Consider the following 25,113-nt stretch of genomic DNA (forward strand, 5'->3'; position numbering starts at 1 on the left):
CAATATATATATAATATACTACACAATTGAAAAAAATCAATAAAAAGTTATGCGTGCATAGTATATTTTAACAAAAAACAACTGTATTTTTTGTTAATTCCGCATTTTTAATTTGTTTTTTTGTCAAAATCGAAAAATATCATGTCACAAAATTAAAGAGTCTTAGGTCAAGAATTATCCGACAATGTCTTCTCAAGATAAATTAGGATATATAACTAAGCGATAGTTAAGTAGCTACTATGCTACTGTAAACAATTAAGACTTTGATGATTTAAGAGTCAATTACGATTTAGACACGCGCTTTATTCAACAGTCACAGATTTTGCTAAATTTCTTGGTTGATCTACGTTCTTATCAAGTAATACAGCTATGTGATATGACAACAATTGGAGTGGAATAGTTGTTAATAGCGGTGATAAAGATTCTAAAGTTTCAGGAACTTCTATTACATGATCTGCTAATTCTTTTACCTGGGTATCTCCTTTGGTTACAACACCAATAATTTTACCCTTTCTAGATTTTATTTCTTGAATATTACTAACCACCTTTTCATAATGTCCTTTCTTTGTAGCAATAACAACTATTGGCATATTCTCGTCTATAAGAGCTATTGGACCATGTTTCATTTCGGCTGCAGGGTAACCTTCTGCGTGGATATAAGATATTTCCTTAAGTTTTAAAGCGCCTTCCAACGCCACTGGGAAATTATAGCCTCGACCTAAATACAAGAAATTACGAACATTTTTATAGATGTCTGAAATCATTCGAATATGGGTATCAGATTTTAAGGCTTCCTCAACCTTCCTTGGAACCATTTCTAATTCCAACAAATGTTGTCTAAATTTTGAATCTGAAATGGTGCCCTTGGCCTTTGCTAAACGTAAGGCTATCAATGTTAAAACAGTTATTTGAGTTGTAAATGCTTTTGTTGATGCCACTCCTATTTCTGGGCCAGCATGTGTATAGGCTCCGGCATGTGTTTCTCTGGCAATTGAAGATCCAACAACATTACAAACGCCAAAAACAAATGCCCCTTTCGATTTCGCAAGCTTAATAGCGGCAAGAGTATCTGCCGTTTCACCAGATTGTGAAATGGCTATGACAACATCTTTTTCACTTATAACAGGGTTTCTATATCTAAATTCTGAAGCATATTCTACTTCTACAGGGATTCTCGCTAAATCTTCAAAAATATATTCAGCAACTAAACCGGCATGCCATGATGTGCCGCAGGCAACAATTATTATGCGATTAGCATTAAGGAACTTTTTTAGGTTGTCTTCTACTCCAGACATTTTCACAATTCCTTGTTGACGATTTAAACGACCACGATAAGTATCAGTAATAGCTTTAGGTTGTTCGTAAATTTCTTTAAGCATGAAGTGTTCGTACCCACCTTTTTCAATTTGCTCCAGACTAATTTGCAGTTCTTGAATATAGGGGTCAACCAAAGAATCATCTTTAATTTTTCTTATTTTAACATCCTTATTAAGTCGAATAATTGCCATCTCTTCATCTTCTAAATAAATAGCATTTTTGGTGTATTCAAGAAAAGGAGAAGCGTCACTAGCTATAAAAAATTCATTTTCTCCAACCCCTATGGCTAATGGACTACCTAAACGAGCAATTACAATCTCATCTGATTGTGTTTTATCAAAAACGGCAATAGCATAGGCGCCGATAACCTGATTTAAAGCAATTTGAACTGCTTTACCTAGTTTTACTTGTTCTTTAAGTTTTACATCTTCAATAAGATTAACCAAAACTTCGGTATCTGTATCCGATTCAAAAGTATAGCCTCTAGAAATTAATTCTTTCTTTAAGGATTCATAATTTTCAATGATACCATTATGAATAATTACCAGATTTCCAGAATTTGATGTATGTGGATGTGAATTAATGTCATTTGGAACACCATGAGTGGCCCATCTTGTATGACCAATACCTAAGTTACCATTTGAACTTATTTCAGATTCAACACGTTGTTCTAAATCGGCAACTTTCCCTTTGGTTTTTGATACTTTTAGGCTACTTCCATCGTATATGGCTACTCCAGCACTGTCATAACCTCGATACTCCAAACGCTTCAACCCTTCTATGATGATGGGATAAGCTTCTCTATTTCCTAGGTATCCAACAATGCCACACATAACGTAATATTTCTAGTTATTAGGTTCGGTATAGAATATTTCTAACTTCATCTGTAAATCTGTCTCAATGTTATCGTTACTGCCCCATAAAACTGTACCTCTTGGAGTTATAATAGTTGCAGCAGGAATACCTTCAACATCATCAGTAATATTTAAAATGTTAGCGTTAGCTATGTAGTTCACATTATTTGAGACTACTAAACCAAGCTTGGTATTTAAAGAATCCCTTAACAAAATGTTCTTAATATGTTCAGTTATTCGAATTTTATAACCCATTCTTTCAACCCCATTCACATTAATTGTGTCTCTCAGACCCAGGTGAACGACTTTTGAATTTATAGGTGAAGCAGTGTTTTCAGTTGGGTCAAAAGCGTAATCGATTGTGCTAGTATTATTATTTAAATCATAAACATAAAGTCTATCATACTTATGGATTTGGCTATCTGAATTTATGCTTTCGTGGTCTTCAAAAATAGTTAAACGTGCTTCATTAATAAGTTTTAAGGCGTTATCTCCATCAGTAAACTCATCTTTCAAAGCTTGGAAATCTTCATTTGCAAACAAATCAATTATGGTCATAGAACCTGCAGCTGTGCCTTTTAAGAGCAATTTATTATCTCCTTGATTATCATCTCCATCAGTTAGAGGTATTCCGTTAAAGCTAAAATCGTTTATAAACGTATTTAATCTGTTTCCTGTAAAGTTGAGAACGAAGGAAGTCTGAGTTCTACTATCAGTTTCTCCATTGGTATAATAAATAGTAATATTCGCTTCTGTTGAGGCTAAATTTACTAAAATCATACTGCCATCAATAGATGCTGGCTCTGCTTTAATATATAAACCTCTAAAGTAATTCCTAAAGTTATTGGCGTTACTTAAAACAGGATCATCTTCTTTATCAATTATTAAGGTTTTCCAAAAATTGTTATCTAATTTTTCTCTAAAGGAAGGCGTAGATTCTGTTACAGCTTCATCATCACCTGTTCCCGTTTTTGTAATTGTGGCTAGAGCGCTAGGTTTAAAATCAAGCTTTTCAAATAAGGGACTACCTATTATTTGTTGATCAAAATCTACACTTGTATTATTGCTGAACACAAAATTATGGGTTGGGTTTGTTAGATCTCTGTCCGCCTTCGAAAAGTAGTTTTGAGGGGAGTTAGGCTCACCTGTTGGATTAAAATCTCTCAATAGATAATCACTTTGATATATTGAAAGTTTAATAGGCGCCTCTACATTACCATATAATGAATCCAGTCTATATTCTGTACCGTTATTTTCGTCAGTACCTATTGGCGTACTAAAATAGGGGATTCTCATTATTACAGAGTCTATTACTGGATTAACACCAAAATCGGGGTCGAAAGATAATGGCGTTAATTGTGTTACAATACTAGCCGTTGTGGTTCCGTAAATTGGGTCTTCATAAAAACCTAAAAGATTTGAGTTTAGTCCATTAACTTGAACATTTTCTAATTTCTTATTATAAGCTAAAGGTGTTATATCAAATTTATTGGTACTAAAGTTCGAGTTTTCTTTTCCAAGAACATCACTGTCTATCGAATTAAATTCTTTGTCGCAAGCTATAAATGTTAAAACTAAAAATGCACCAGCACCAATGAATTTGAGGGCTTTGAATATCTTCTTCATATGTCTTAATTAATGAATTGACTAACTTAAAACTTCAGAAGTGAAAAATTCTGTGTAAGCTGGACCAAATTCATCTTTACTTTTGTAATCTAAAATAGGTTTTTCAGAGTTTTTTATATAATTGTCTAGGTTTTCTGGAATATCCTCTGAACCAACAATTAAAGCATCAGAATAATCGATTGCAATCTTCATTAGGTTGTTATAGGTAGGTTCTTCTAGAGATTTAAAAGCTTCTTCGTTAATATTATCAAATTTAATTTTGTTAAACATGTCTTTGTTTAACGTATCATTAAAACTTTGATTGTATATAGAGGTTACTATTTTACTTTCATTAAATAAAGGTTCATCTTTATAGTATTCTTTTAAGTAAAGGGGTAATAAAGACGCCAACCATCCATGCACATGAATAATATCTGGAGACCAATTAAGTTTTTTAACCGTTTCAATTACTCCTTTAGCAAAAAAGATAGCACGTTCATCATTATCCGAAAATAATACGCCATTTTCATCTGTTAAGGTAGCTTTACGCTTAAAATATTCGTCATTATCTATAAAATAAACCTGAATTCGCTCCTTAGGAATAGAAGCGACCTTAATAATGAGCGGCATATCCAAGTCATTTATTACAAGGTTTATTCCAGAAAGTCTAATAACTTCATGTAATTGATGCCTTCTTTCATTAATATTTCCATATCTCGGCATAAATATTCTTATCTGACCACCTTGCTGATTTACTAATCTAGGTGCCTCAAACGACATTGAAGAAATTTCGGTTTCAGGTAAATAAGGTACTACTTCAGATGATACATATAATATCCTCTTATCTTTCATATATAGTTTGCTTTTGAAGATTCAAAATAAAAAACACGCAAAAGTACAAAAATTTATGCAGATTGGTTGTAAAATCTTAAGTTTGCACGCGTTAATTTTTTATTAAAAAGTGGAAGTTTACTCAAATAAAAATCAAATAAGTAACCTTGTAAATTCTTTAAAACTGAAAGGTTTTACTGTAGGATTGGTCCCTACAATGGGAGCATTGCACGAAGGTCATTTAGCTTTGGTTAGTGAGGGTCTTGTGAATAATGATAGAGTTATTGTAAGCATATTTGTAAACCCTACTCAATTTGATAATAAAGAAGATTTAAAAAAATATCCAAGGACTTTGGAATCTGATGTTGCATTACTTCAAACAATCAGCAATGATAGAATTGATGTGTATGCGCCAACTGTTACAGATATTTATGAAGGGGATGTTGATTCCGAAATCTTTGAGTTCGATGGTTTAGAGTTTGAAATGGAAGGTAAATTTCGCAATGGGCATTTTAATGGTGTTGGTACTATTGTAAAACGACTATTTGAAATTGTAAATCCGGATAATGCTTATTTTGGAGAGAAAGATTTTCAACAATTACAAATCGTAAAAAAATTAGTTGAAAAATATCAAATTCCAGTTATGGTAACAGGTTGTAAAATACATCGTGAAGTTAATGGTTTAGCTATGAGTTCTCGTAATACAAGACTTAAGCCAGAGTATGCCAAAGCAGCACCTTTTATCTATAAAACTTTAATAGCTGCCAAAGTTAAATTTGGCACAAAAAGTGCTAATAAAGTTTCGGAATGGGTTGAAAAACAATTTGCTAATCATAATCTATTAAAATTAGAATATTTTATCATAGCAGATATTAAAACCCTCAAGCCAATTAAAAGAAAGTCAAAAAAAAGATTAGTTAGAGCCTTTATTGCCGTGTATGCAGACGACATAAGGCTAATTGATAATATCGCACTAAATTAATTATCTTTGCCACATGCAAATTCAAGTAGTAAAATCAAAGATTCATAGAGTCAAATGTACAGGAGCAGAGCTAAATTACATTGGTAGTATTACTATCGATGAAGATTTAATGGAAGCCGCAAACATTATACAAGGTGAGAAAGTTCAAATTGTTAATAACGACAATGGAGAACGCCTTGAAACGTATTGTATTCCTGGTCCCAGAAACAGTGGGGAAATTACCCTTAATGGAGCAGCAGCAAGAAAAGTTTCTGTTGGAGACACACTTATTCTTATAACGTATGCTTTTATGGATATTGAAATAGCAAAAGCATTCAAGCCATCCTTGGTGTTTCCAGATGAAGCAACTAATTTATTAAAGTAGATTTTTGAAACTAAATATTAAAAGAATACTAAAAATTTCACTCCCATTGCTATTGGGAGTTTTTTTAGTCTGGTATTCTTTGTCTCAAATTTCTATTGATGAATTACTAGGGTATGTGAAAAAAGCAGACTATACCTGGATTATTTTGGGTATGTTCTTAGGCCTGTTAAGTCATCTTTCTAGAGCCTATCGGTGGCAATTTCAGTTAGAGCCAATGGGTTATAAGATTAGAATAGCAAATAGTGTTATGGCTGTATTTGCTACTTATCTCATAAACTATACAATTCCAAGAGCAGGAGAGGTAGCTAGAGCTTCCATTCTTACAAATTATGAAGATGTTCCTTTTGAAAAAGGTTTCGGGACAATAGTTGCAGAAAGAATAGCCGACATGATTGTCATGATTGGTATTATTAGCGTTACGCTTTTTCTACAATTCGATTTTATTTATGGGTTTCTAGTTGAAAAGTTTAATCCAACCAAAATTATAATAGGGTTATTTGGTTTAGTTTTTATCCTGCTATTCTTTGCGTTGTTTATAAAAAGTAGTAAGTCTAAAATCGCTCTAAGAATAAAAAATTTTGTAAATGGTTTAATTGAGGGAGCTTTAAGCATTTTTAAGATGAAGAAGAAATGGGCATTCATCTTTCATACTTTGTTTATCTGGGGGATGTATGTACTTATGTTTTATGTAACCTCGTTTTCATTAGACGAGATCCAAAACATACCCTTTACAGCTATTTTAATAGGTTTCATAGCAGCGAGTTTTAGTATAGCTGCTACAAATGGAGGCATTGGTTCTTATCCAGAGGCCATTGTTTTAGCATTTTTATTATTTAATATTCCAGAAGACCCAAGTCGTGCTTTCGGTTGGATTATGTGGGCGTCACAAACACTTATGATAATTATTCTTGGAGGTCTATCATTAATATACTTGCCAATTTACAATAGAAATAAACAGCCTAGAAAAGTTTAAAACCATTTAATAAGGTTTCAAAGCTTTGCTTTTTATCTCTAGGTGAATTTATTACCTTGCCATTATTAAATCTCAAATCATCATAAAATGAAAAAATCAATTAGCTTCCTTTTTGTCTTGTTTTGTATTTTGAATGTTGCTTTGGCTCAGGTTAAATACGAAACTATTGAATCTTTAAAACTAGGAGAAACAAGAGAAATTAAGATACAATTACCTAGAGGTTATAATAGCAATGAGGATAAAAGTTATCCTATAGTTTTGGCTTTAGATGGGGATTACATGTTCGAAGCTATTGCTGGAAATGTAGATTATTATTCTTATTGGGAAGATATGCCAGAGGCCATTGTTGTTGGGGTAAATCAGCTTGATAAACGCTATGATGATTGCATGTATTCCGAACAAAATTCGCTGCCAATTGAAAAAGGCGCAGCGTTTTTTGAATTTATTGGGATGGAACTCATTCCATATATTGAAAACACCTATCGGACGGTTAATTTTCGAGTTGCCGTTGGGCATGGTGAAACAGCTAACTTTATTAATTATTATATGCTGAAGCCTCAGCCACTATTTCAAGCTTATGTAGTTATAAGCCCGGAATTGGCGCCTAATATGTTAGATTATATCCCAGAACGATTAACTAAATTAGAAACTAAAACCTTTTATTATTTGGCAATTACAAGTAACGATTCTAAGTCAATTAGAAAAATGACAGAGGCTTTAGATACAAGTATCAAAACAGTTGATAATAAAAACGTACTTTATAACTATAATAATTTTGATGGACCATCTCATTATTCGGTTCCAGCTCATGCCATTCCAAAAGCTATTGAAAATATTTTTTATGTGTTTCAACCAATTTCAAAGAAGGAGTATAAAGAGTCAATCTTAAAATTAGAAGATTCTCCAGTAACCTATTTGCAAGAGAAATATCAAACTATCTACGATTTGTTTGCTATAGACAAACAAGTTTTAATAAATGATTTTAAAGCGATTGCCGCTGCTATCGAAAAAAATGAAGACTTTCAATATTACGAAGAGCTTGGTAAAATGGCCAGAAAGCAATACCCTAAAACATTGTTAGGCAATTATTATTTAGCACGTTTTTATGAAGAAACGGGAGAGCCTAAAAAAGCTATGAGAACGTATCAGTCTGCTTATATTTTAGATGAGATTGCTGGTTTAACAAAGGACTTAATGCTTGAAAAAGCAGATTTAATTAAGGAAGATTTCGGGTATTAATGGCTAAAGTAAAAACCTCTTTTTTTTGTCAGAGTTGTGGTAATCAATATGCCAAATGGCAAGGCCAATGTACGGCTTGTAAAGCGTGGAATACGATAGTAGAAGAGGTTATTCAAAAACCAGAAAAGAGCGATTGGAAGTCGCCAACTTCAACAGTAAAACGAGCCTCTGTTCCTTTAAGGATAAATGAGATTGACACCTCTAAAGAACCACGTTTAAACACACAAGACACAGAGTTTAATCGTGTTCTAGGCGGCGGTATTGTTCCTGGGTCGTTAACGCTTTTAGGAGGTGAGCCAGGAATTGGTAAGAGTACATTATTGCTGCAAATAGCTTTAAAATTACCATACAAAACCTTGTATGTTTCTGGTGAGGAAAGTCAGAAACAAATTAAAATGCGAGCAGAGCGCATTAACCCGGAAAACAACAATTGTTTTATTCTTACTGAGACTAAAACTCAAAATATTTTCAAACAGATTGAGGCATTAGAACCAGATATTGTAATTATAGATTCTATTCAAACATTGCATAGCGATTATATTGAATCATCTTCAGGAAGTATTTCACAAATAAAAGAATGTACTACCGAGCTTATAAAATTTGCCAAAGAAACAGCAACACCAGTATTATTAATTGGTCATATTACCAAAGATGGCAATATTGCCGGACCTAAGATTTTAGAACACATGGTTGATACAGTACTTCAGTTTGAGGGTGATAGAAATCATGTATTCAGAATTTTAAGAGCTCATAAAAACCGATTTGGCTCTACAAATGAATTGGGAATTTATGAAATGCAAGGATCGGGACTCAGAGAAGTCTCAAATCCATCAGAGATTCTAATTTCTAAAAAAGACGAAGAACTCTCTGGCAATGCTATTGCAGCAACCTTAGAAGGCATGCGACCCTTGATGATTGAAGTTCAAGCATTGGTAAGTACAGCAGTTTATGGTACACCACAGCGAAGTGCTACGGGGTTTAATGCTAAACGGCTTAATATGCTTTTAGCGGTTTTGGAAAAGCGAGCAGGTTTCAAACTAGGTGCAAAGGATGTTTTTTTAAACATTACAGGAGGTATTACTGTTGACGATCCTGCTATTGATTTAGCAGTAGTAGCAGCCATTTTATCATCAAATGAAGATGAAGCTTTGCAGAGCGATTTTTGCTTTGCTGCTGAGGTGGGCTTATCTGGTGAAATTCGTCCAGTTCAACGAGTGGAACAACGCATTTTGGAAGCCGAGAAATTAGGTTTTTCCACTATTTTTGTTTCTAAGTACAATACAATTTCGTTAAAGGATACTACAATTAAAATTCAACTCATTTCTAAAATTGAGGATTTGGTTGAATTTATTGTTTAAATTACCATATAAGGAGCGTATCATTTTATCCTAAAATTCCTTAAATTCGCGAACTTATAAGATTTAAGAGTAAATGAGCGCTAAATTTCCTGAATATAAAGGACTTGACTTGCCAAATGTAGCTAATGACATACTACAATATTGGCAAGAAAACAACATCTTTGAGAAAAGTGTTTCTACACGAGAAGGTAACGAACCGTACGTGTTTTATGAAGGACCACCATCGGCAAATGGACTTCCAGGAGTACATCATGTTTTAGCCCGTGCTATTAAAGATATTTTCCCTCGTTACAAAACCATGAAAGGTTATCAAGTAAAGCGTAAAGCAGGATGGGATACACATGGCTTACCTATTGAACTTGGAGTTGAAAAGGAATTAGGCATTACAAAAGAAGATATTGGTAAAACCATTTCAGTTGAAGATTATAATGCAGCCTGTAGAAAAGCAGTTATGCGTTATACAGATGTGTGGAACGACCTAACAGAAAAAATGGGCTATTGGGTGGATATGGATGACCCATATATTACCTACGAGCCAAAGTATATGGAAAGTGTTTGGTGGTTGTTAAAACAGATTTACAACAAAAACTTACTTTATAAAGGTTACACCATTCAACCTTATTCGCCAAAAGCAGGAACAGGCTTAAGCTCTCATGAGCTAAATCAGCCAGGGACATATCAAGATGTTACAGATACTACGGTCGTGGCTCAGTTTAAAGCTTTGGAAAATACATTGCCAGAATTTCTTAAAAAATTCGATCATTTACATTTTCTTGCTTGGACTACTACACCTTGGACTTTACCTAGTAATACAGCCTTAACTGTCGGGTCTAAAATTGATTATGTTGTAGTTGCAACTTATAATCAGTATACATTTGAACCTATTCATGTTATTTTAGCCAAAAATTTAGTTGGAAAACAATTCAATGGTAAATATTATCAAACTGAAGATGTTGCTGAACTTTCGGAATATTCAAAAGAAAACAAAAAGATTCCTTTTTTATTTACTGCGGAGTGTAAGGGAAGTGATTTATTGGGGATTAAATACGAACAATTATTAAAGTACGCTTTACCATACGATAGTCCCGAAAACGCTTTTAGAGTTATATCTGGAGATTTCGTTACAACTGAAGATGGAACTGGAATCGTGCATACAGCTCCAACATTTGGTGCAGATGATGCTTTGGTAGCAAAACAGGCTACGCCAGAAGTGCCTCCAATGTTGGTAAAGGATGACTACGGCAACTTAGTTCCTCTTGTCGATTTGCAAGGCAAGTTTAGACCAGAAATGGCAGAACTTGCGGGTAAATATGTAAAGAATGATTATTACGCCGAGGGAGAAGCTCCAGAACGCTCTGTAGATGTAGAGCTTGCTATCAAGTTAAAAGAAGAAAACAAAGCCTTTAAGGTTGAAAAATATAAGCACAGCTATCCAAACTGTTGGAGAACCGATAAACCAATACTATACTATCCATTAGACTCTTGGTTTATCAAGGTAACTGATGTTAAGAATCGTATGTTCGAATTGAACGAAACCATTAATTGGAAACCTAAAGCTACAGGAACTGGTCGTTTTGGAAATTGGTTGGCTAATGCGAACGATTGGAATTTATCGCGTTCACGTTATTGGGGAATCCCATTACCAATTTGGAGAACTGAAGATGGTAAAGAAGAAATCTGCATTGGTTCTGTTGAAGAACTTAAGGCTGAAATGACAAAAGCTGTTTCAGCTGGTGTTTTAGATAAAGATATTTTTGAAGATTTTGAAGTTGGAAACAATTCAGAAGAAAATTATGCGAAGATTGATTTGCACAAAAATATTGTCGACGATATTGTTTTAGTATCTCCATCAGGTCAGAAGATGTTCCGCGAAAGCGATTTAATAGATGTCTGGTTCGATTCTGGATCTATGCCTTACGCGCAATGGCATTATCCGTTTGAAAATAATGACCTAATTGATAAAGGCACCACTTTTCCAGCGAATTTTATAGCTGAAGGGGTTGACCAAACTCGTGGATGGTTCTATACACTTCATGCTATCGGGACTATGGTTTTCGATTCCATTGCCTATAAAAATGTAGTGTCTAATGGATTGGTATTGGATAAGAACGGACAGAAAATGTCTAAGCGTCTAGGAAATGCCGCTGATCCTTTTGAAACTCTGTCAACTTATGGCGCCGATGCTACACGTTGGTATATGATTAGCAATGCGAATCCTTGGGACAATTTAAAGTTCGATTTAGAAGGTATTGAAGAAGTAAAACGTAAATTCTTTGGAACACTTTATAATACATATTCATTCTTTCAGTTGTATACAAATCTTGATAATTTTACGTATTCTGAAAAGGAAATTCCATTAAACGAAAGACCAGAAATTGATAGATGGATTCTTTCAGAATTACATACCTTAATACAAAAAGTGGATGCGTTTTACGCAGACTATGAGCCAACCCGAGCAGCGCGAGCTATATCAGATTTTACCCAAGATTATTTAAGTAACTGGTATGTACGTTTAAGTAGAAGGAGATTTTGGAAAGGCGATTATCAAGTTGATAAAATTTCGGCTTATCAAACGCTCTATACTTGCATGTCTGCTATTGCGAAGTTAGGCGCACCAATAGCACCATTCTTTATGGATAGACTTTATTTAGATTTAAATTCTGTTACGAGTAAAGAAGCTTTTGAAAGTGTACATTTATCAGATTTTCCTGTTTATGATGCATCTTTTGTCGATAAAAGTTTAGAGCGCAAAATGGAAAGTGCACAGACAATATCATCTCTGGTATTGTCGTTAAGAGCTAAGGAAAAGATTAAGGTGCGACAACCACTGCAGAAAATTATGATTCCGATTGATAGTAAACAACAAAAGAAAGAAATTTTAGCAGTTTCAGGATTAATTAAGCACGAAGTGAATATAAAAGAAGTGGAGCTTTTAGAAGATGCTTCAGATATTTTGGTAAAGCAAATTAAACCAAATTTTAAGACACTAGGACCTCGATTTGGTAAAGACATGAAACTCATTGCCAATAAAATAAAAGGGTTAACTTCTGCGGATATAAAAAAAATAGAGCAAAAGGGTGTTTTAGATGTTGTAATTAATGGAAAAAATATTACTTTAGGGCTTGAAGATGTAGAGATAACATCGCAAGATATTGAAGGTTGGTTAGTAGCAAATGAAGGCTCCTTAACAGTAGCATTAGATGTTACCATAACCGAAGAGTTGCGCAAAGAAGGAATCGCAAGGGAATTAATAAACCGTATTCAAAATTTACGTAAAGATTCTGGTTTCGAAGTCACGGACAGAATTGATGTCATACTTCAAAAAGATGAACAAATAGTTAATGCGGTTAAAACCAATATTGATTATATTAAAGCGGAAACGTTAACTGAAGAATTAGAAATTAAAGATCAAATAAGCGAAGGTATAGATGTTGCTTTTGATGATGTAAATACCAAACTGTTTATTCAAAAACATTAAAACTATGGGAGAAAGTGTAAGATATTCTGATGCAGATTTAGCTGAATTTAAAACATTAATTCAAGAAAAAATAGAAAAGGCTAAGCACGATTTAGAGCTTATTAAAAGTGCCTATATGAACGATCATAACAATGGGACAGAAGATACGTCTCCTACATTTAAAGCTTTTGATGAAGGAAGCGCCGTTATGAGCAAGGAATCTAATTCGCAATTGGCAATTAGACAAGAAAAGTTTATTCGCGATTTAAAAAATGCCTTGATTAGAATAGAAAATAAAACTTATGGTGTATGCCGTGTTACAGGTAAGCTTATTAATAAGAAAAGATTAGAGTTGGTGCCACACGCTACCCTAAGTATTGAAGCAAAAAACATGCAATAACCTTATATTAAATTATATATTTGAAACGTCTCTTTTTTTGAGGCGTTTTTTATTTTCGACATGTCTTTAAAAAAATCAATTCTACTTATCGTTTTTGTATTACTAATTGACCAGATTAGTAAAATATATATCAAGACACATTTTATGCTTCATGATAGTGTTGAGGTATTTAGTTGGTTTAAAATATACTTCATTGAGAACGATGGTATGGCATGGGGAACAAAGATTAGCGATTTTGTGTCCTTTATTTCAGACCGTTCGGCTAAAGTGTTTTTAACCCTTTTTAGGGTTGTGGCTATTTTCGGAATAGGCTATTGGTTATGCACTACAACAAATAAGCAAAGTCCAAAAGTATTGATTCTAGCAATTACTTTAATTTTTGCTGGAGCTTTAGGCAATATTATCGATTCGGTATTTTATGGTATTTGGTTTGATACTAGTTTTGGACAAGTAGCATCTTTTTTACCGGAAACTGGGGGATATGATAGTTTATTACATGGAAAGGTAGTGGATATGCTATATTTTCCATTATTTAAAGGTTATCTGCCAGAATGGTTACCGTTTTATGGTGGAGATTATTTTACGTTTTTTGAACCGGTCTTTAATGTTGCAGATATGGCAATTAGCACGGGATTTATAATGCTAATTGTTTTTAATAGAAAGGCTTTTCCAAAAAAAGGTTCTTAGGAATAATTTATTTTTAATTAAATATTTTGCCTATTTAAATTGGTGAGATGTAATTAAAAGTTTTTCTTTAACTAACTTAGAGGGATAATATCCAAGGATTATGATGCATCAATTGATTCAAAAAATGATATCCTATGTAAGAATATCACCATTTAAGATCGTAATAATAATACTGTTATTTTCTTCATGTCAAGAAAGCAAAAAACTTGATGAAACCTCTGATTTCTGTTCAAAAATACATTCTAATAAAAGTTCTTCTCTGTCTAAAGAACTAGAGGATATGGCTGAATTGATGGAAAGTAAAACAGGGGTTTATGTTTTGGAAGATGGAAGTGGCTCTATGGTAGCGCGCGCATGGTTAACAGAGCATGCTGAAAAGACAATTGATATTCAATATTTTATTTTCTCAACTGATAACGTTGGTCTTATTGCCTGTGATTATTTAATTCGAGCTGCAGATCGTGGAGTTAAAATCAGAATCATTGTTGATGATATTATGGTAGATGCTGATGTAGAAGAATTATTGACTTTTAGTTCACATGAGAATATCTCAATTAAAATTTATAATCCAGGAGTTAACTTAGGAAAGAATATTTTCGGTAAAATTCAAAAATTTGTGACCGATTTTAGAAACTCTAATCAGAGAATGCACAATAAAACATTTATTGTAGATGGTAAGGTTGTAATAACTGGAGGGCGAAATATTGCGAATGAGTATTTTGACTACGATCATGAATATAATTTTAGGGATAGAGATGTTTTACTCTTGGGAAAAGAATCTGAAAATGTAAATAAGTCTTTTAAAGATTATTGGGAAGACGATTTAAGTGTTGAAGTATCAACTCTTTTAAAGGAACAAATTAAAATAGAATATTCGGAAAATGCTTTTAATAAGCTTCATGAGTATGCATGTAATCCAGATAATTTTTGGCCACAAGTAAGGGCAAGAATAGAAAATCTACCAAATACATTTAAAGCAATTAAAGAATCAGGAGAACTAGTTTGGTTAGATGACGTAACTTTCATTTCCGACGTGCCGGGTAAAAATGATGGTAAAAATGGATTGAACGGTGGTGGTCTTTCAACTAATGCTTTAATTGAACTTGTGATGAATGCTGAAACATCTATTGAGATTCAAACACCTTATTTGGTTACTTCAAGATTAAGTAGAACCTTATTTAAAGATGCTGTAGATAGAGGAGTTTCAGTTAGAATACTTACGAATAGTTTAGCGTCTACCGATAACATCGAAGCTTTTAGCGGGTATCAATCAGATCGTGAAGAATTGCTCAAAACTGGAGTTCGAATTTTTGAGTTTCGACCTGATGCCGCAGAAAGAAAGAAGATAATGACAGGGGAATTACAGGAAACATTAAATCATCAACCTATTTTTGGTCTTCATGCAAAAACGATGGTTGTAGACAATAAAACCACAGTAATTGGAACGTTTAACTTAGATCCTAGAAGCGCTAATTTAAATACGGAATGTATAGTTATAATAAATTCGGAAAAAGTTACTAAAGGTGTGTTAGAGGGAATGGAAGAAGAGTTTAAAATTGAAAACTCATGGGAAACTACCTTAGATTATAATCCAGATTCCGAAGTTAATAACTTTAAAAGGATAAAAACATGGACTCGCAAATTAATACCAAAAAATATCTTATAATTTATTAAAATGGAATTCTCCTTCGGGAGTAATACAGTAATCTAAACGAATATCATCATCAAAAACATCATCAATCTTATCTTCAGCTTCAAAAAAAGACAATCCAATTTTTACCGTTTCTTCTTTACAACTACTTAAAAATCTATCGTAAAAGCCTTTTCCGTAACCTACCCGATTTCCTAATTTATCATAGGCTAAAAGTGGTACAAAAACAACATCAATTTTATCATTCGAAATTTCAATACCATCAATAGGTTCTGGGATGTTGTAATGATTCTTTTTGATAACTGTGCTATCGGTTAACAAAAAATGAATCATTCCACCCGTTTTGAAATTACTTTTTGAAATGATTATATGTTTATCTTTTCCAGATAAAACATTTAAAATGTAATCTGTGTTTACTTCTTTTTGTTCTTCAATAGCGAGGAAAATGTGATAATAAGAGTAATTCCATATAGGAAGTTTTAGTAAATGATTTGCAATGGCAATACTAAAATCATCTATTTGACATTCAGAAAGTTCTTGTCGAAGGAGCTTATATTTTTTTCGTAAATCACTTTTATGCATGTTAACGAGAAAGCTTTGTTGTTACATGAAAAAGTGCATCACCTTGATATACAATTGGTGCCTCATTTACGTTAATTATGTAGCCAGAATTATCAGCTCGAACAAAAAAATTAAACTTTCCATAGGGATCGGTAATATTACCAATAATATCGTCCTTTTCTACTTTAGAGCCAATCTTTGCAACTGCTTTAAACATTCCCGAATATTTTGCTCGTTTCCATTTACTTTCACTAATGAAAACACATTTTTTTTTAGGGTTTGAAACTTTAAACTTAGAGTTTAACATGCCTAAATGATTTAAAACACGTTTGGCACCATTAACACCAGAATTTGTTACTAGATCATCTATATGGAAAGATTTGCCGCCTTCAAAAAGCAATAAAGGGACTCCTTTTTTGGCACAGGTGTTTCTAAAAGATTTATTCAAATTTTTAGAATAAAGAACAAAAGGTGCACCAAATACTTTAGCCAATTGTTTTAGTTTTCGCTCTCCATGAATAATCCTTATTTGAGGAGCATTGAATCTTCCAGAACCTCCAGTATGAAAATCCATAATATAGTCGACATGAGGAACAATATCTTTAATTAGTTTATAGGCTACTCTACTGGCGAGAGATCCGTTTGAACTTCCAGGAAACACACGATTTAAGTCACGCCCATCAGGGAATTCTCGTTTTAAATTTATAAACCCAAAAATATTTATAACAGGCATGCAAATTATTGTACCACATTTTGGCCTATTAATACCTTTAGCAATAAGTTGCCTTACAATTTCAACACCGTTAACTTCATCACCATGAATTCCAGCTGTAAAAAGCACAGTGGGACCTGGTTTTTTAGAACGCTCAATAATTACAGGAACATTAACAGGAGTTGAGGTGTGTAGATTAGCTACGTCAAAATTCACTTCTTTACTTTCTCCAGGAGCGATGAGTTCTTTTAGGATAGTTAGTATTTTTTTTTCTGCATTCATATTTCTTATAGCATGATAAAGTAAACTAACGTCTGTTTCTTTCAATGTAGGTAATAATACTTTTGGCTATGTTTTTACCTGTCGCTTTTTCTATACCTTCTAATCCCGGAGTTGAATTTACTTCGAGAAGCAAAGGACCTCTTGAAGACTCAAGCATGTCTACCCCGCAAACAGGTAACTTTAGGGCTCTAGAAGCTTTCATGGCTACTTTTATTTCTGCTTCGCTAAGTTTTACTATTTCTGCTGAACCTCCTCTGTGTAAATTAGATCTAAATTCGCCTTCACGCCCCTGTCGTTTCATGGCACCTACTACATGTCCATCAACAACCAAAGCCCTTAAATCGGCACCCTTAGCCTCTGCTATATATTCTTGAACCAAAGCTCGGGCTTGTAACCCGTTAAAGGCTTCCAATACAGATTCGGCAGCATTTTTTGTTTCAGCTAAAACGACACCAAGACCTTGAGTTCCCTCAAGTAGTTTTATTATAACTGGAGTTCCGCCAACATGAGAAATCACCTCTTCAACATCTCTGGAATAATTGGTAAAAACGGTTTTTGGCATACCAATACCTGCTTTAGAGAGTCTTTGAAAACTACGTAATTTATCTCGAGATCGAATAATGGCATCGGAAGTAACGGATGTAAAGACATTCATCATTTCAAATTGACGTACCACAGCACACCCAAAAAATGTTACCGAAGCACCAATTCTTGGGATGATGGCATCAACATAATCCAAATAACGATCCTTATAATAAATGGTAGGTTTTTCTTTTTCAATAATAATATCACATTTTAAAGGGTCAATAACCTCTATAATGTGGCCTCTATCTTCACCTTCATCTATAAGTCTTCTTGTAGAATATAAATTTTCGTTGCGAGAAAGAATAACGATGTTCACTAATTACCAATAATTTAACTGCAATATACTAAAAAACCATATCGAATTTTTAACTATGTTACTTTTACTATACCTTTGGTAAAGATGAGTAAACCTGCGCTGGACATACAACTTAAAACCCTTCCAAATCAGCCTGGGGTTTATCAATATTTTGATTCAGAAGGGGTTATTTTATATGTTGGAAAAGCAAAAAATTTAAAGAAAAGAGTAAGCTCGTACTTTACTAAAACCCATGAAAATGGTAAAACAAGAGTTCTTGTTAAAAAGATAGACAGCATTAAGCACATTGTGGTTGAGACTGAAACGGATGCTCTTTTACTTGAGAATAACCTCATAAAAAAGCATAAACCCAGGTATAATGTAATGCTTAAAGATGATAAATCTTATCCATGGATTTGTATCAAAAATGAAAGATTTCCTAGAGTGTTTTCTACACGACGCGTATTTAAAAACGGAGGCGAGTATTTTGGTCCTTATACAAGTGGGAAAACGGTCCACACCTTGTTAGATTTGATTCGAGGTTTATTTAGTTTGAGGACTTGTAATTACGATTTAGCTGAAGAAAAAATAAAAGCAGGGAAATACAAAGTGTGTTTAGAGTACCATTTAGGAAATTGTAAAGGGGCATGTGAAGGACTGGAGACCGAAGCAGCATACAATGAAAACATTAAAGCCATCAAAGAAATTTTAAAGGGAAATTTTAAAGATTCACTTTCTCAATTTAAAGTTCAAATGCAAGATTTAGCAAAATCTATGCAGTTTGAAGAAGCTCAAAAAATAAAGGAAAAAATAGAAATTTTAGAGAATTACCAAGCTAAATCGACCATTGTTAACCCAAAGATTAGTAATGTGGATGTGTTTTCAATTATGAGCGATGAAAGTTACGGTTATATAAACTTTTTGCAATTATCTTATGGTTCTATTATTCGTTCTCACACTTTAGAAATTAAGAAGAAATTAGACGAATCCGATCAAGAGTTATTGGAATTGGCAATCACAGAAATCCGACAACGCTTTAATTCCAATTCAAAAGAGGTCTATGTGCCTTTTAAAGTTGATTTAGGTGACACCATTAAAGTAACGGTACCCAAACTAGGGGATAAAAAACACATTTTAGATTTGTCACTGAGGAATGCTAAATATTACCGAATGGAGCGTTTCAAACAAATGAAAATAGTCGATCCAGATAGACATGCTAATAGAATTATGGCACAAATGAAATCTGATTTACGACTTAAGGAAGAACCTCGGCATATTGAATGTTTCGATAATTCTAACATACAAGGAACAAACCCTGTCGCAGCTTGTGTTGTCTTTAAAAGTGGAAAACCAAGTAAAAAAGACTACCGCCATTTTAATATAAAAACGGTTGAAGGACCTGACGATTTTGCCTCAATGGAAGAGGTCGTATATCGCAGATATAAAAGGTTGCAAGAAGAAGCGCAACCATTACCGCAATTAATCATCATAGATGGGGGTAAGGGTCAGTTGTCATCAGCATTAAAAAGTTTAGATGCTTTAAATTTAAGGGGTAAAATTGCGATTGTTGGAATTGCAAAACGTTTAGAAGAATTATTTTATCCAGACGATCCAATTCCATTATATTTAGATAAAAAAAGTGAGACCCTAAAAATTATTCAGCAACTTCGTAATGAAGCACATCGGTTTGGGATTGAGCATCACAGAAATAAACGCAGCAGAAGTGCGTTAAATACGGAGCTTGAAACTATATATGGTGTGGGTGAAAAAACGGTTGTTGAATTGTTACGACATTTTAAATCTGCGAAGCGCGTTGCCAATGCTAAGTTAGATGAATTAGAAGCTGTAATTGGTGTTGCACGAGCTGAAAAGGTTTATAATTATTATCATGAGAAGTAGTTTATTGTAGTTGTTGTTATAACAAAGAAGCTGCTTCAATAGCATTTTAAATGCAAAAACAAAAGGAATTAATAAAAAACAGATTGAATTTAAAAAGCATCATATTTATCTTAATCCTGCTCGTTGCTTTTTCCGCACAAGCGCAAAATGAAGCACAAGAAAAAACACCCAAAGTTGGCTTGGTGCTTAGTGGTGGTGGTGCTAAAGGTTTAGCTCATATTGGCGTGTTAAAGGTTATGGATAGTTTGGGAGTTAAGGTTGATTATGTTGCCGGAACCAGTATGGGAGCCATAGTTGGAGCCTTATATGCATCTGGGTATTCAGGTAAACAATTAGATTCTTTATTTCAAGAAATAGATTTTGATGATATTATAAATGATGATTTACCTAGAGTTTCTAAAGCATTTTCAGAAAGAGATAATGATGAGAAATACGCTATAAAATTACCTTTTGATAATTTCAAAATAAAGCTGCCTTCGGCCTTGTCTCGAGGGCATAACACGTATAGTTTACTCTTAAAACTAACCTTACACGTTAATGAGATTAATGATTTTAGTAAACTGCCAATTCCATTTTTCTGCATCGCAACCAATGCAGAAACTGGCAAACAAGTAATATTGGATAAAGGCAATTTAACTCAGTCTATAATGGCAAGTGGGGCGTTACCGTCCTTATTTCAACCTGTAGTTATTGATAAGACGATGCTTATAGATGGAGGAGTTGTAAATAATTACCCTATTGATGAGTTACGAGCAAAAGGCGTGGATATAATAATTGGTGTGGATGTACAAGACGACTTACTAGATAGAGATGAATTAACTTCTGCGCCAGATGTACTTGTCCAAATTAATAACTTCAGAACGATAAAGGATATGAAGTTAAAAGTCCCAAAAACAGATGTTTATATTAAGCCGAATATAAAAGAATACAATGTGGTTTCATTTAACGAAGGCGAGAAAATTATTGAAGCAGGTAAGCATGCTGCAATGTCAAAATTAAATATTTTAAGGGAATTAGCTTCTGGTCGAAGAGTTGAAGAAGTGCGATCAACTCTTAAACCACAAAGAATAGATAGTTTAAAAATAAAAAGTATTTCTATTCTTGGAAATAAGAATTATACACGGTCTTATATTAAGGGAAAACTTAGATTTAAAGAAAAAGAAACGATTAGTTACCACGATTTTAGTAAAGGCATAAACAATGTCGTTGCAACAAATAATTTTGATTCATTTGAATACCAACTAAGAAACTCTAAGGATAAAGAAGGATACGATCTAGTTGCGAGCATTAAAGAATCAAAAGTTAACACTTTTTTTAAGCTGGGTATTCATTACGACGATTTATATAAAAGCGCGGCACTCTTAAATCTCACTAAGAAGCGATTGCTTTTTAAAAACGATGTAAGCTCTTTTGATTTTATTTTGGGAGATAACGTAAGATATAACTTCGAGTATTTAATTGATAAAGGCTTTTATTGGAGTGTCGGGTTAAAATCTAGGTATAATCAGTTCGATAAAAACATTAGCGCAGAGCTCTTACTAGATGATACTCAAATAACGACTACAGGTCTAAACAAAATTGATGTAAAGCTTCAAGATCAAACCAATCAATTTTATTTGCAAACTATATTTTTGCGAAACTTTGCGCTTAGTTTTGGGGCAGAACATAAACGACTAAAAATAAATTCTGAAACTTTAGTGGGAAATAATGCCGGTAATAAGTTTTTGTTTGAGAATACGGATTACTTCAGCTTATTTGGAGATCTTAAATTAGATACTCATGACAATATTTATTTTCCGAAAAATGGATTTAGCTTCCATGGAGATTTGCACATGTATTTGTATGCTTCTCATTTCAATGATGATTTTGAGAATTTTTCTATTGCAAAGGCAAATATGGGCTACGCATTTAGTGTTTCAAGCAAATTGGCTTTTAACTTACAAACAGGAGGCGGTTTTAAAATAGGAGACAAGTCTACTCAAGCCTTAGATTTTGCATTAGGGGGTTATGGCAATAATTTGATTAATAACTTTATTCCTTTTTTGGGGTACGACTTTATTTCACTCACAGGAAACAGTTTTGTTAAAGCATCGTTCATTGCGGATTACGAAATATTTAAGAATCATCATATAACAGCTGAGGGTAATTGGGCAAATATAGATGATGATATTTTTGACTCTGGAGAATGGTTTACGCTTCCGGACTATCGTGGATATGCCTTAGGTTACGGGATAGAAACTTTTTTAGGTCCAATACAGGGTAAGTTTAGTTATTCACCAGAACAGAATCAAAGCACTTGGTTTTTTAATATAGGATTCTGGTTTTAATTCTGTTTTTTAAGTCTTAAAAAGGAGAAGTTCTTATATCTCTGTTTTAACCAGGTATTAATATTTTTACGATATTTGTATCGATATGCAACTTCATTGGAAAGACTTATTATCATTTCTTCACTACCTTATCAAGAGAAATCCTGAATAAGCAGGCATTTTTGTATCTTTAGATACATTGATTTTAGTTAAGTTGGATCTTTCATTTAAGTGAAAGTTCACTATTTTTTACTAACATTTAATATTAAAACATATGCCTTTTTATCACAAATTAGGGAGCATTCCTCTCAAACGCCATATTCAATTTAGAAAGCCAGATGGTAGTTTGTATTACGAGCAATTATTTGGAACAATAGGATTTGATGGCATGTCAACAAATAGTTATCATGAGCAACGGCCGACACAGGTAAAAGAAATTAAAAACCAGTATAGTGTTGCGCCAAAAATTGCTAAAGCAAATAATATTAAATCGTATAGATTAAGAGGTTTTCAAGTAAAGCCTGAAAGCGATTTTTTAGAAAGTCGAAAAACGGTTTTAATCAATAGTGACTGTGCCATAATATTGGCCGCCCCAAAGCAATCTACAAACGATTATTTTTATAAGAATACTGATGCCGACGAATTAATCTTTGTTCATAAGGGAACAGGGAAATTAAGAACCATGTTGGGCAATCTCGATTTTAAGTATGGAGATTATTTATTAATTCCGCGTGGTATCATTTATAAAATAGATTTTGATACTGAAGACAACAGGCTCTTTATCGTTGAATCTCGCAGACCTATTTACACGCCAAAACGGTATAGAAACTGGTTTGGGCAACTGCTAGAGCATTCACCTTTCTGCGAACGTGATATTCGTAGACCAGAGGAACTTGAAACCTACAATGAGTCTGGAGAATTTTTAATTAAAGTAAAAAAGCAAGATGATATCATTGAAATGGTTTATGCCTCTCATCCTTTTGATGTGATTGGTTATGATGGTTTTAACTATCCATATGCCTTTTCAATTCACGATTTTGAACCCATAACAGGTCGAATTCATCAACCACCTCCAGTGCATCAAACCTTTGAGACAGATGCTTTTGTAGTTTGTAGTTTTGTGCCTAGGTTGTATGATTATCACCCGCAATCAATTCCTGCTCCTTATAATCACAGTAATATCGATAGTGATGAGGTTCTGTATTATGTAGATGGCGATTTTATGAGTCGCAACGATATTGATGCGGGACATATTTCTCTTCATCCAGCCGGTATTCCGCATGGACCACATCCCGGAGCGACTGAGCGCAGTGTTGGAAAAGTAAAAACAGATGAGTTAGCTGTTATGGTTGATACCTTTAAGCCATTAATGGTAACGGAAGAAGCTATGAAAATAGCCGATGAAGATTATCATAAATCATGGTTGGAGTAATTATTAATGTTTCAAATTAAATTAAAATGTCAAAAGAAATAAAATCAGTAAACTACGGTTTAGAGAAAATATTTGAAGGGGCTCAAGATTTCTTACCGCTTCTAGGGACAGACTATGTAGAATTCTATGTTGGTAATGCAAAACAATCAGCCCATTTTTATAAAACTGCTTTTGGGTTTCAATCTTATGCTTATAAAGGTTTAGAAACAGGTTCTAAAGAATCGGTAAGCTATGTGTTAAAGCAAGACAAGATTAAGTTGGTTTTAACAACGCCTCTTAATAGTGGTTCTCCGATTAACAATCATATTGTAAAGCATGGCGATGGTGTGAAAGTAATAGCATTATGGGTTGAAGATGCAAGAAATGCTTATGAAGAAACAATAAGTCGTGGAGCTAAATCTTATATGGAACCAGTTGTAGAAAAAGACGAGCATGGAGAAGTGGTTCGTGCTGGAATTTACACCTACGGAGAAACAATTCATATGTTTGTAGAACGAAAAAACTACAACGGTACTTTTTTACCTGGTTTTCGTGAATGGAAATCAGATTACAACCCAACTTCTGTAGGTTTAAAATTTATTGATCATATGGTTGGCAATGTTGGTTGGGGTCAAATGAATAAGTGGGTCAAATGGTATGAAGATGTTATGGGTTTTGAAAATTTCTTATCCTTTGATGATAAGCAAATCCATACAGAATATTCTGCGCTTATGAGTAAAGTGATGAGTAATGGAAATGGACGTATAAAATTCCCAATTAATGAGCCAGCTGAAGGTAAAAAACGTTCTCAAATTGAGGAATATTTAGATTTTTATGAAGGCGCCGGGGTACAACATATAGCCGTCGCTACTGATGATATTATTAGTACAGTCAGTAGTTTAAGAGAAAGAGGTGTTGAGTTTTTATCTATTCCGCCAGAGGAGTATTATAAGGCAGTTCCTGGAAGGCTAGAAGAGCATAGTCATGAATTAAGAGAGGATATTGAAATACTTAAAAGCTTAGGGATTATGATTGATGCAGATGAGGAAGGTTATTTGCTTCAAATTTTCACAAAACCAGTTGAAGATAGACCGACATTATTCTTCGAAATCATTCAGCGTATGGGAGCCAGAGGCTTTGGAGCTGGAAATTTTAAAGCGCTTTTTGAATCGATAGAAAGGGAGCAGGCAAATAGAGGAACGCTATAACAAGCTATTAGATTTTTTATGAAAACTCTGTCAATTAATTTTGATGGAGTTTTTTTGTTTTAATACTTTTGGAACAGTAATTGTAATTTCTGGATTATAACAATAATTTAATATGCGTTAAGTTATATTACAATTA

At 33.6% G+C, this 25,113-nt stretch carries 19 protein-coding genes; 13 read left to right on the plus strand and 6 right to left on the minus strand.

The features are described from left to right. Nucleotides 1-302: 302 nt before the first annotated feature. Genes glmS through FEF17_RS06030 form a run of 3 tightly spaced genes read right to left on the minus strand, consistent with a single transcriptional unit; the run spans nt 303 to nt 4,628 of the window. The gene (gene glmS / locus FEF17_RS06020) at nt 303-2,150 is read right to left on the minus strand and encodes a glutamine--fructose-6-phosphate transaminase (isomerizing) (RefSeq protein WP_139001442.1); all 1,848 of its coding nucleotides are present in this window, start codon (nt 2,148-2,150) and stop codon (nt 303-305) included. Nucleotides 2,151-2,162: 12 nt separating this feature from the next. Beyond that, the gene (gene bamH / locus FEF17_RS06025) at nt 2,163-3,797 is read right to left on the minus strand and encodes a BamH family beta-barrel-assembly machinery protein (RefSeq protein ID WP_139001443.1); all 1,635 of its coding nucleotides are present in this window, start codon (nt 3,795-3,797) and stop codon (nt 2,163-2,165) included. Between the two features lie 21 nt (nt 3,798-3,818). Next, nucleotides 3,819-4,628: a glycogen/starch synthase gene (locus FEF17_RS06030; RefSeq protein WP_139001444.1), complete on the minus strand. Its 810-nt coding sequence runs from the start codon at nt 4,626-4,628 to the stop codon at nt 3,819-3,821. A gap of 109 nt (nt 4,629-4,737) precedes the next feature. Here FEF17_RS06030 and panC point away from each other — a divergent pair, with 109 nt between their 5' ends. The 9 genes from panC to FEF17_RS06075 all read left to right on the plus strand — a co-directional run bounded on the left by panC (nt 4,738) and on the right by FEF17_RS06075 (nt 15,733). Then, nucleotides 4,738-5,589, plus strand: coding sequence for a pantoate--beta-alanine ligase (gene panC / locus FEF17_RS06035; protein WP_139001445.1), 852 nt, complete (start codon nt 4,738-4,740; stop codon nt 5,587-5,589). A 13-nt stretch (nt 5,590-5,602) separates the two neighbouring features. After that, nucleotides 5,603-5,953, plus strand: coding sequence for an aspartate 1-decarboxylase (panD, locus tag FEF17_RS06040; protein WP_139001446.1), 351 nt, complete (start codon nt 5,603-5,605; stop codon nt 5,951-5,953). A 4-nt stretch (nt 5,954-5,957) separates the two neighbouring features. Then, a complete protein-coding gene (locus FEF17_RS06045; RefSeq protein WP_139001447.1) occupies nt 5,958-6,926 on the plus strand; it encodes a lysylphosphatidylglycerol synthase transmembrane domain-containing protein in 969 nt (322 codons plus the stop codon). An 87-nt stretch (nt 6,927-7,013) separates the two neighbouring features. Next, the gene (locus FEF17_RS06050) at nt 7,014-8,165 is read left to right on the plus strand and encodes an alpha/beta hydrolase (RefSeq protein WP_139001448.1); all 1,152 of its coding nucleotides are present in this window, start codon (nt 7,014-7,016) and stop codon (nt 8,163-8,165) included. Further along, the gene (gene radA / locus FEF17_RS06055) at nt 8,165-9,523 is read left to right on the plus strand and encodes a DNA repair protein RadA (protein ID WP_139001449.1); all 1,359 of its coding nucleotides are present in this window, start codon (nt 8,165-8,167) and stop codon (nt 9,521-9,523) included. Before FEF17_RS06050 ends, radA begins: the two co-directional genes overlap by 1 nt. Before the next feature lie 73 nt (nt 9,524-9,596). Then, nucleotides 9,597-13,001 carry an isoleucine--tRNA ligase gene (gene ileS / locus FEF17_RS06060; RefSeq protein WP_139001450.1) on the plus strand — a complete coding sequence of 1,135 codons (3,405 nt, stop codon included), beginning with the start codon at nt 9,597-9,599 and terminating at the stop codon, nt 12,999-13,001. Between the two features lie 4 nt (nt 13,002-13,005). After that, complete coding sequence (locus tag FEF17_RS06065) at nt 13,006-13,380, plus strand: TraR/DksA family transcriptional regulator (RefSeq protein WP_246046793.1); 375 nt, start codon at nt 13,006-13,008, stop codon at nt 13,378-13,380. 60 nt (nt 13,381-13,440) lie between these two features. Beyond that, the gene (locus FEF17_RS06070) at nt 13,441-14,067 is read left to right on the plus strand and encodes a lipoprotein signal peptidase (protein WP_139001452.1); all 627 of its coding nucleotides are present in this window, start codon (nt 13,441-13,443) and stop codon (nt 14,065-14,067) included. A gap of 124 nt (nt 14,068-14,191) precedes the next feature. Further along, a complete protein-coding gene (locus tag FEF17_RS06075; RefSeq protein WP_139001453.1) occupies nt 14,192-15,733 on the plus strand; it encodes a phospholipase D-like domain-containing protein in 1,542 nt (513 codons plus the stop codon). On the opposite strand, the gene FEF17_RS06080 is transcribed toward FEF17_RS06075, so the two are convergent. From FEF17_RS06080 to rimK, 3 genes are read right to left on the minus strand one after another with little or no spacing between them, the layout of a single operon-like run. Next, the gene (locus FEF17_RS06080) at nt 15,728-16,300 is read right to left on the minus strand and encodes a 5-formyltetrahydrofolate cyclo-ligase (RefSeq protein ID WP_139001454.1); all 573 of its coding nucleotides are present in this window, start codon (nt 16,298-16,300) and stop codon (nt 15,728-15,730) included. The genes FEF17_RS06075 and FEF17_RS06080 overlap by 6 nt on opposite strands. Nucleotide 16,301: 1 nt before the next feature. Next, nucleotides 16,302-17,273, minus strand: a complete 972-nt coding sequence (locus FEF17_RS06085; protein ID WP_139001455.1) for a succinylglutamate desuccinylase/aspartoacylase family protein — start codon at nt 17,271-17,273, stop codon at nt 16,302-16,304. 25 nt (nt 17,274-17,298) lie between these two features. Then, nucleotides 17,299-18,174 carry a 30S ribosomal protein S6--L-glutamate ligase gene (gene rimK / locus FEF17_RS06090; protein ID WP_139001456.1) on the minus strand — a complete coding sequence of 292 codons (876 nt, stop codon included), beginning with the start codon at nt 18,172-18,174 and terminating at the stop codon, nt 17,299-17,301. 84 nt (nt 18,175-18,258) lie between these two features. On the opposite strand from rimK, the gene uvrC reads away from it, so the two are divergent. The 4 genes from uvrC (at nt 18,259) to hppD (ending at nt 24,977) form a co-directional block, all read left to right on the plus strand. Further along, the gene (uvrC, locus tag FEF17_RS06095) at nt 18,259-20,052 is read left to right on the plus strand and encodes an excinuclease ABC subunit UvrC (protein ID WP_139001457.1); all 1,794 of its coding nucleotides are present in this window, start codon (nt 18,259-18,261) and stop codon (nt 20,050-20,052) included. Nucleotides 20,053-20,102: 50 nt separating this feature from the next. Next, on the plus strand, nt 20,103-22,379 hold the full coding sequence (locus FEF17_RS06100) for a patatin-like phospholipase family protein (protein WP_139001458.1): 2,277 nt from the start codon (nt 20,103-20,105) through the stop codon (nt 22,377-22,379). A 253-nt stretch (nt 22,380-22,632) separates the two neighbouring features. Beyond that, nucleotides 22,633-23,790: a homogentisate 1,2-dioxygenase gene (locus tag FEF17_RS06105; protein WP_139001459.1), complete on the plus strand. Its 1,158-nt coding sequence runs from the start codon at nt 22,633-22,635 to the stop codon at nt 23,788-23,790. Between the two features lie 26 nt (nt 23,791-23,816). Further along, nucleotides 23,817-24,977, plus strand: a complete 1,161-nt coding sequence (gene hppD / locus FEF17_RS06110; RefSeq protein ID WP_139001460.1) for a 4-hydroxyphenylpyruvate dioxygenase — start codon at nt 23,817-23,819, stop codon at nt 24,975-24,977. Nucleotides 24,978-25,113: the final 136 nt, after the last annotated feature.

It is taken from the genome of Hyunsoonleella aestuarii, assembly GCF_006148925.1.
Classification (GTDB): Bacteria; Bacteroidota; Bacteroidia; order Flavobacteriales; family Flavobacteriaceae; genus Algibacter_D; species Algibacter_D aestuarii.

What these genes read in the sequence shown, in the direction of transcription:
- FEF17_RS06065 (WP_246046793.1), top strand. Translation starts at nt 13,006, where the DNA reads ATGGGAGAAAGTGTAAGATATTCTGATGCAGATTTAGCTGAATTTAAA.
- FEF17_RS06080 (WP_139001454.1), bottom strand. Translation starts at nt 16,300, where the DNA reads ATGCATAAAAGTGATTTACGAAAAAAATATAAGCTCCTTCGACAAGAA.
- hppD (WP_139001460.1), top strand. Translation starts at nt 23,817, where the DNA reads ATGTCAAAAGAAATAAAATCAGTAAACTACGGTTTAGAGAAAATATTT.
- FEF17_RS06070 (WP_139001452.1), top strand. Translation starts at nt 13,441, where the DNA reads ATGTCTTTAAAAAAATCAATTCTACTTATCGTTTTTGTATTACTAATT.
- FEF17_RS06105 (WP_139001459.1), top strand. Translation starts at nt 22,633, where the DNA reads ATGCCTTTTTATCACAAATTAGGGAGCATTCCTCTCAAACGCCATATT.
- bamH (WP_139001443.1), bottom strand. Translation starts at nt 3,797, where the DNA reads ATGAAGAAGATATTCAAAGCCCTCAAATTCATTGGTGCTGGTGCATTT.
- panD (WP_139001446.1), top strand. Translation starts at nt 5,603, where the DNA reads ATGCAAATTCAAGTAGTAAAATCAAAGATTCATAGAGTCAAATGTACA.
- glmS (WP_139001442.1), bottom strand. Translation starts at nt 2,150, where the DNA reads ATGTGTGGCATTGTTGGATACCTAGGAAATAGAGAAGCTTATCCCATC.
- FEF17_RS06030 (WP_139001444.1), bottom strand. Translation starts at nt 4,628, where the DNA reads ATGAAAGATAAGAGGATATTATATGTATCATCTGAAGTAGTACCTTAT.
- ileS (WP_139001450.1), top strand. Translation starts at nt 9,597, where the DNA reads ATGAGCGCTAAATTTCCTGAATATAAAGGACTTGACTTGCCAAATGTA.
- FEF17_RS06085 (WP_139001455.1), bottom strand. Translation starts at nt 17,273, where the DNA reads ATGAATGCAGAAAAAAAAATACTAACTATCCTAAAAGAACTCATCGCT.
- FEF17_RS06075 (WP_139001453.1), top strand. Translation starts at nt 14,192, where the DNA reads ATGATATCCTATGTAAGAATATCACCATTTAAGATCGTAATAATAATA.
- FEF17_RS06100 (WP_139001458.1), top strand. Translation starts at nt 20,103, where the DNA reads ATGCAAAAACAAAAGGAATTAATAAAAAACAGATTGAATTTAAAAAGC.
- radA (WP_139001449.1), top strand. Translation starts at nt 8,165, where the DNA reads ATGGCTAAAGTAAAAACCTCTTTTTTTTGTCAGAGTTGTGGTAATCAA.
- FEF17_RS06050 (WP_139001448.1), top strand. Translation starts at nt 7,014, where the DNA reads ATGAAAAAATCAATTAGCTTCCTTTTTGTCTTGTTTTGTATTTTGAAT.
- uvrC (WP_139001457.1), top strand. Translation starts at nt 18,259, where the DNA reads ATGAGTAAACCTGCGCTGGACATACAACTTAAAACCCTTCCAAATCAG.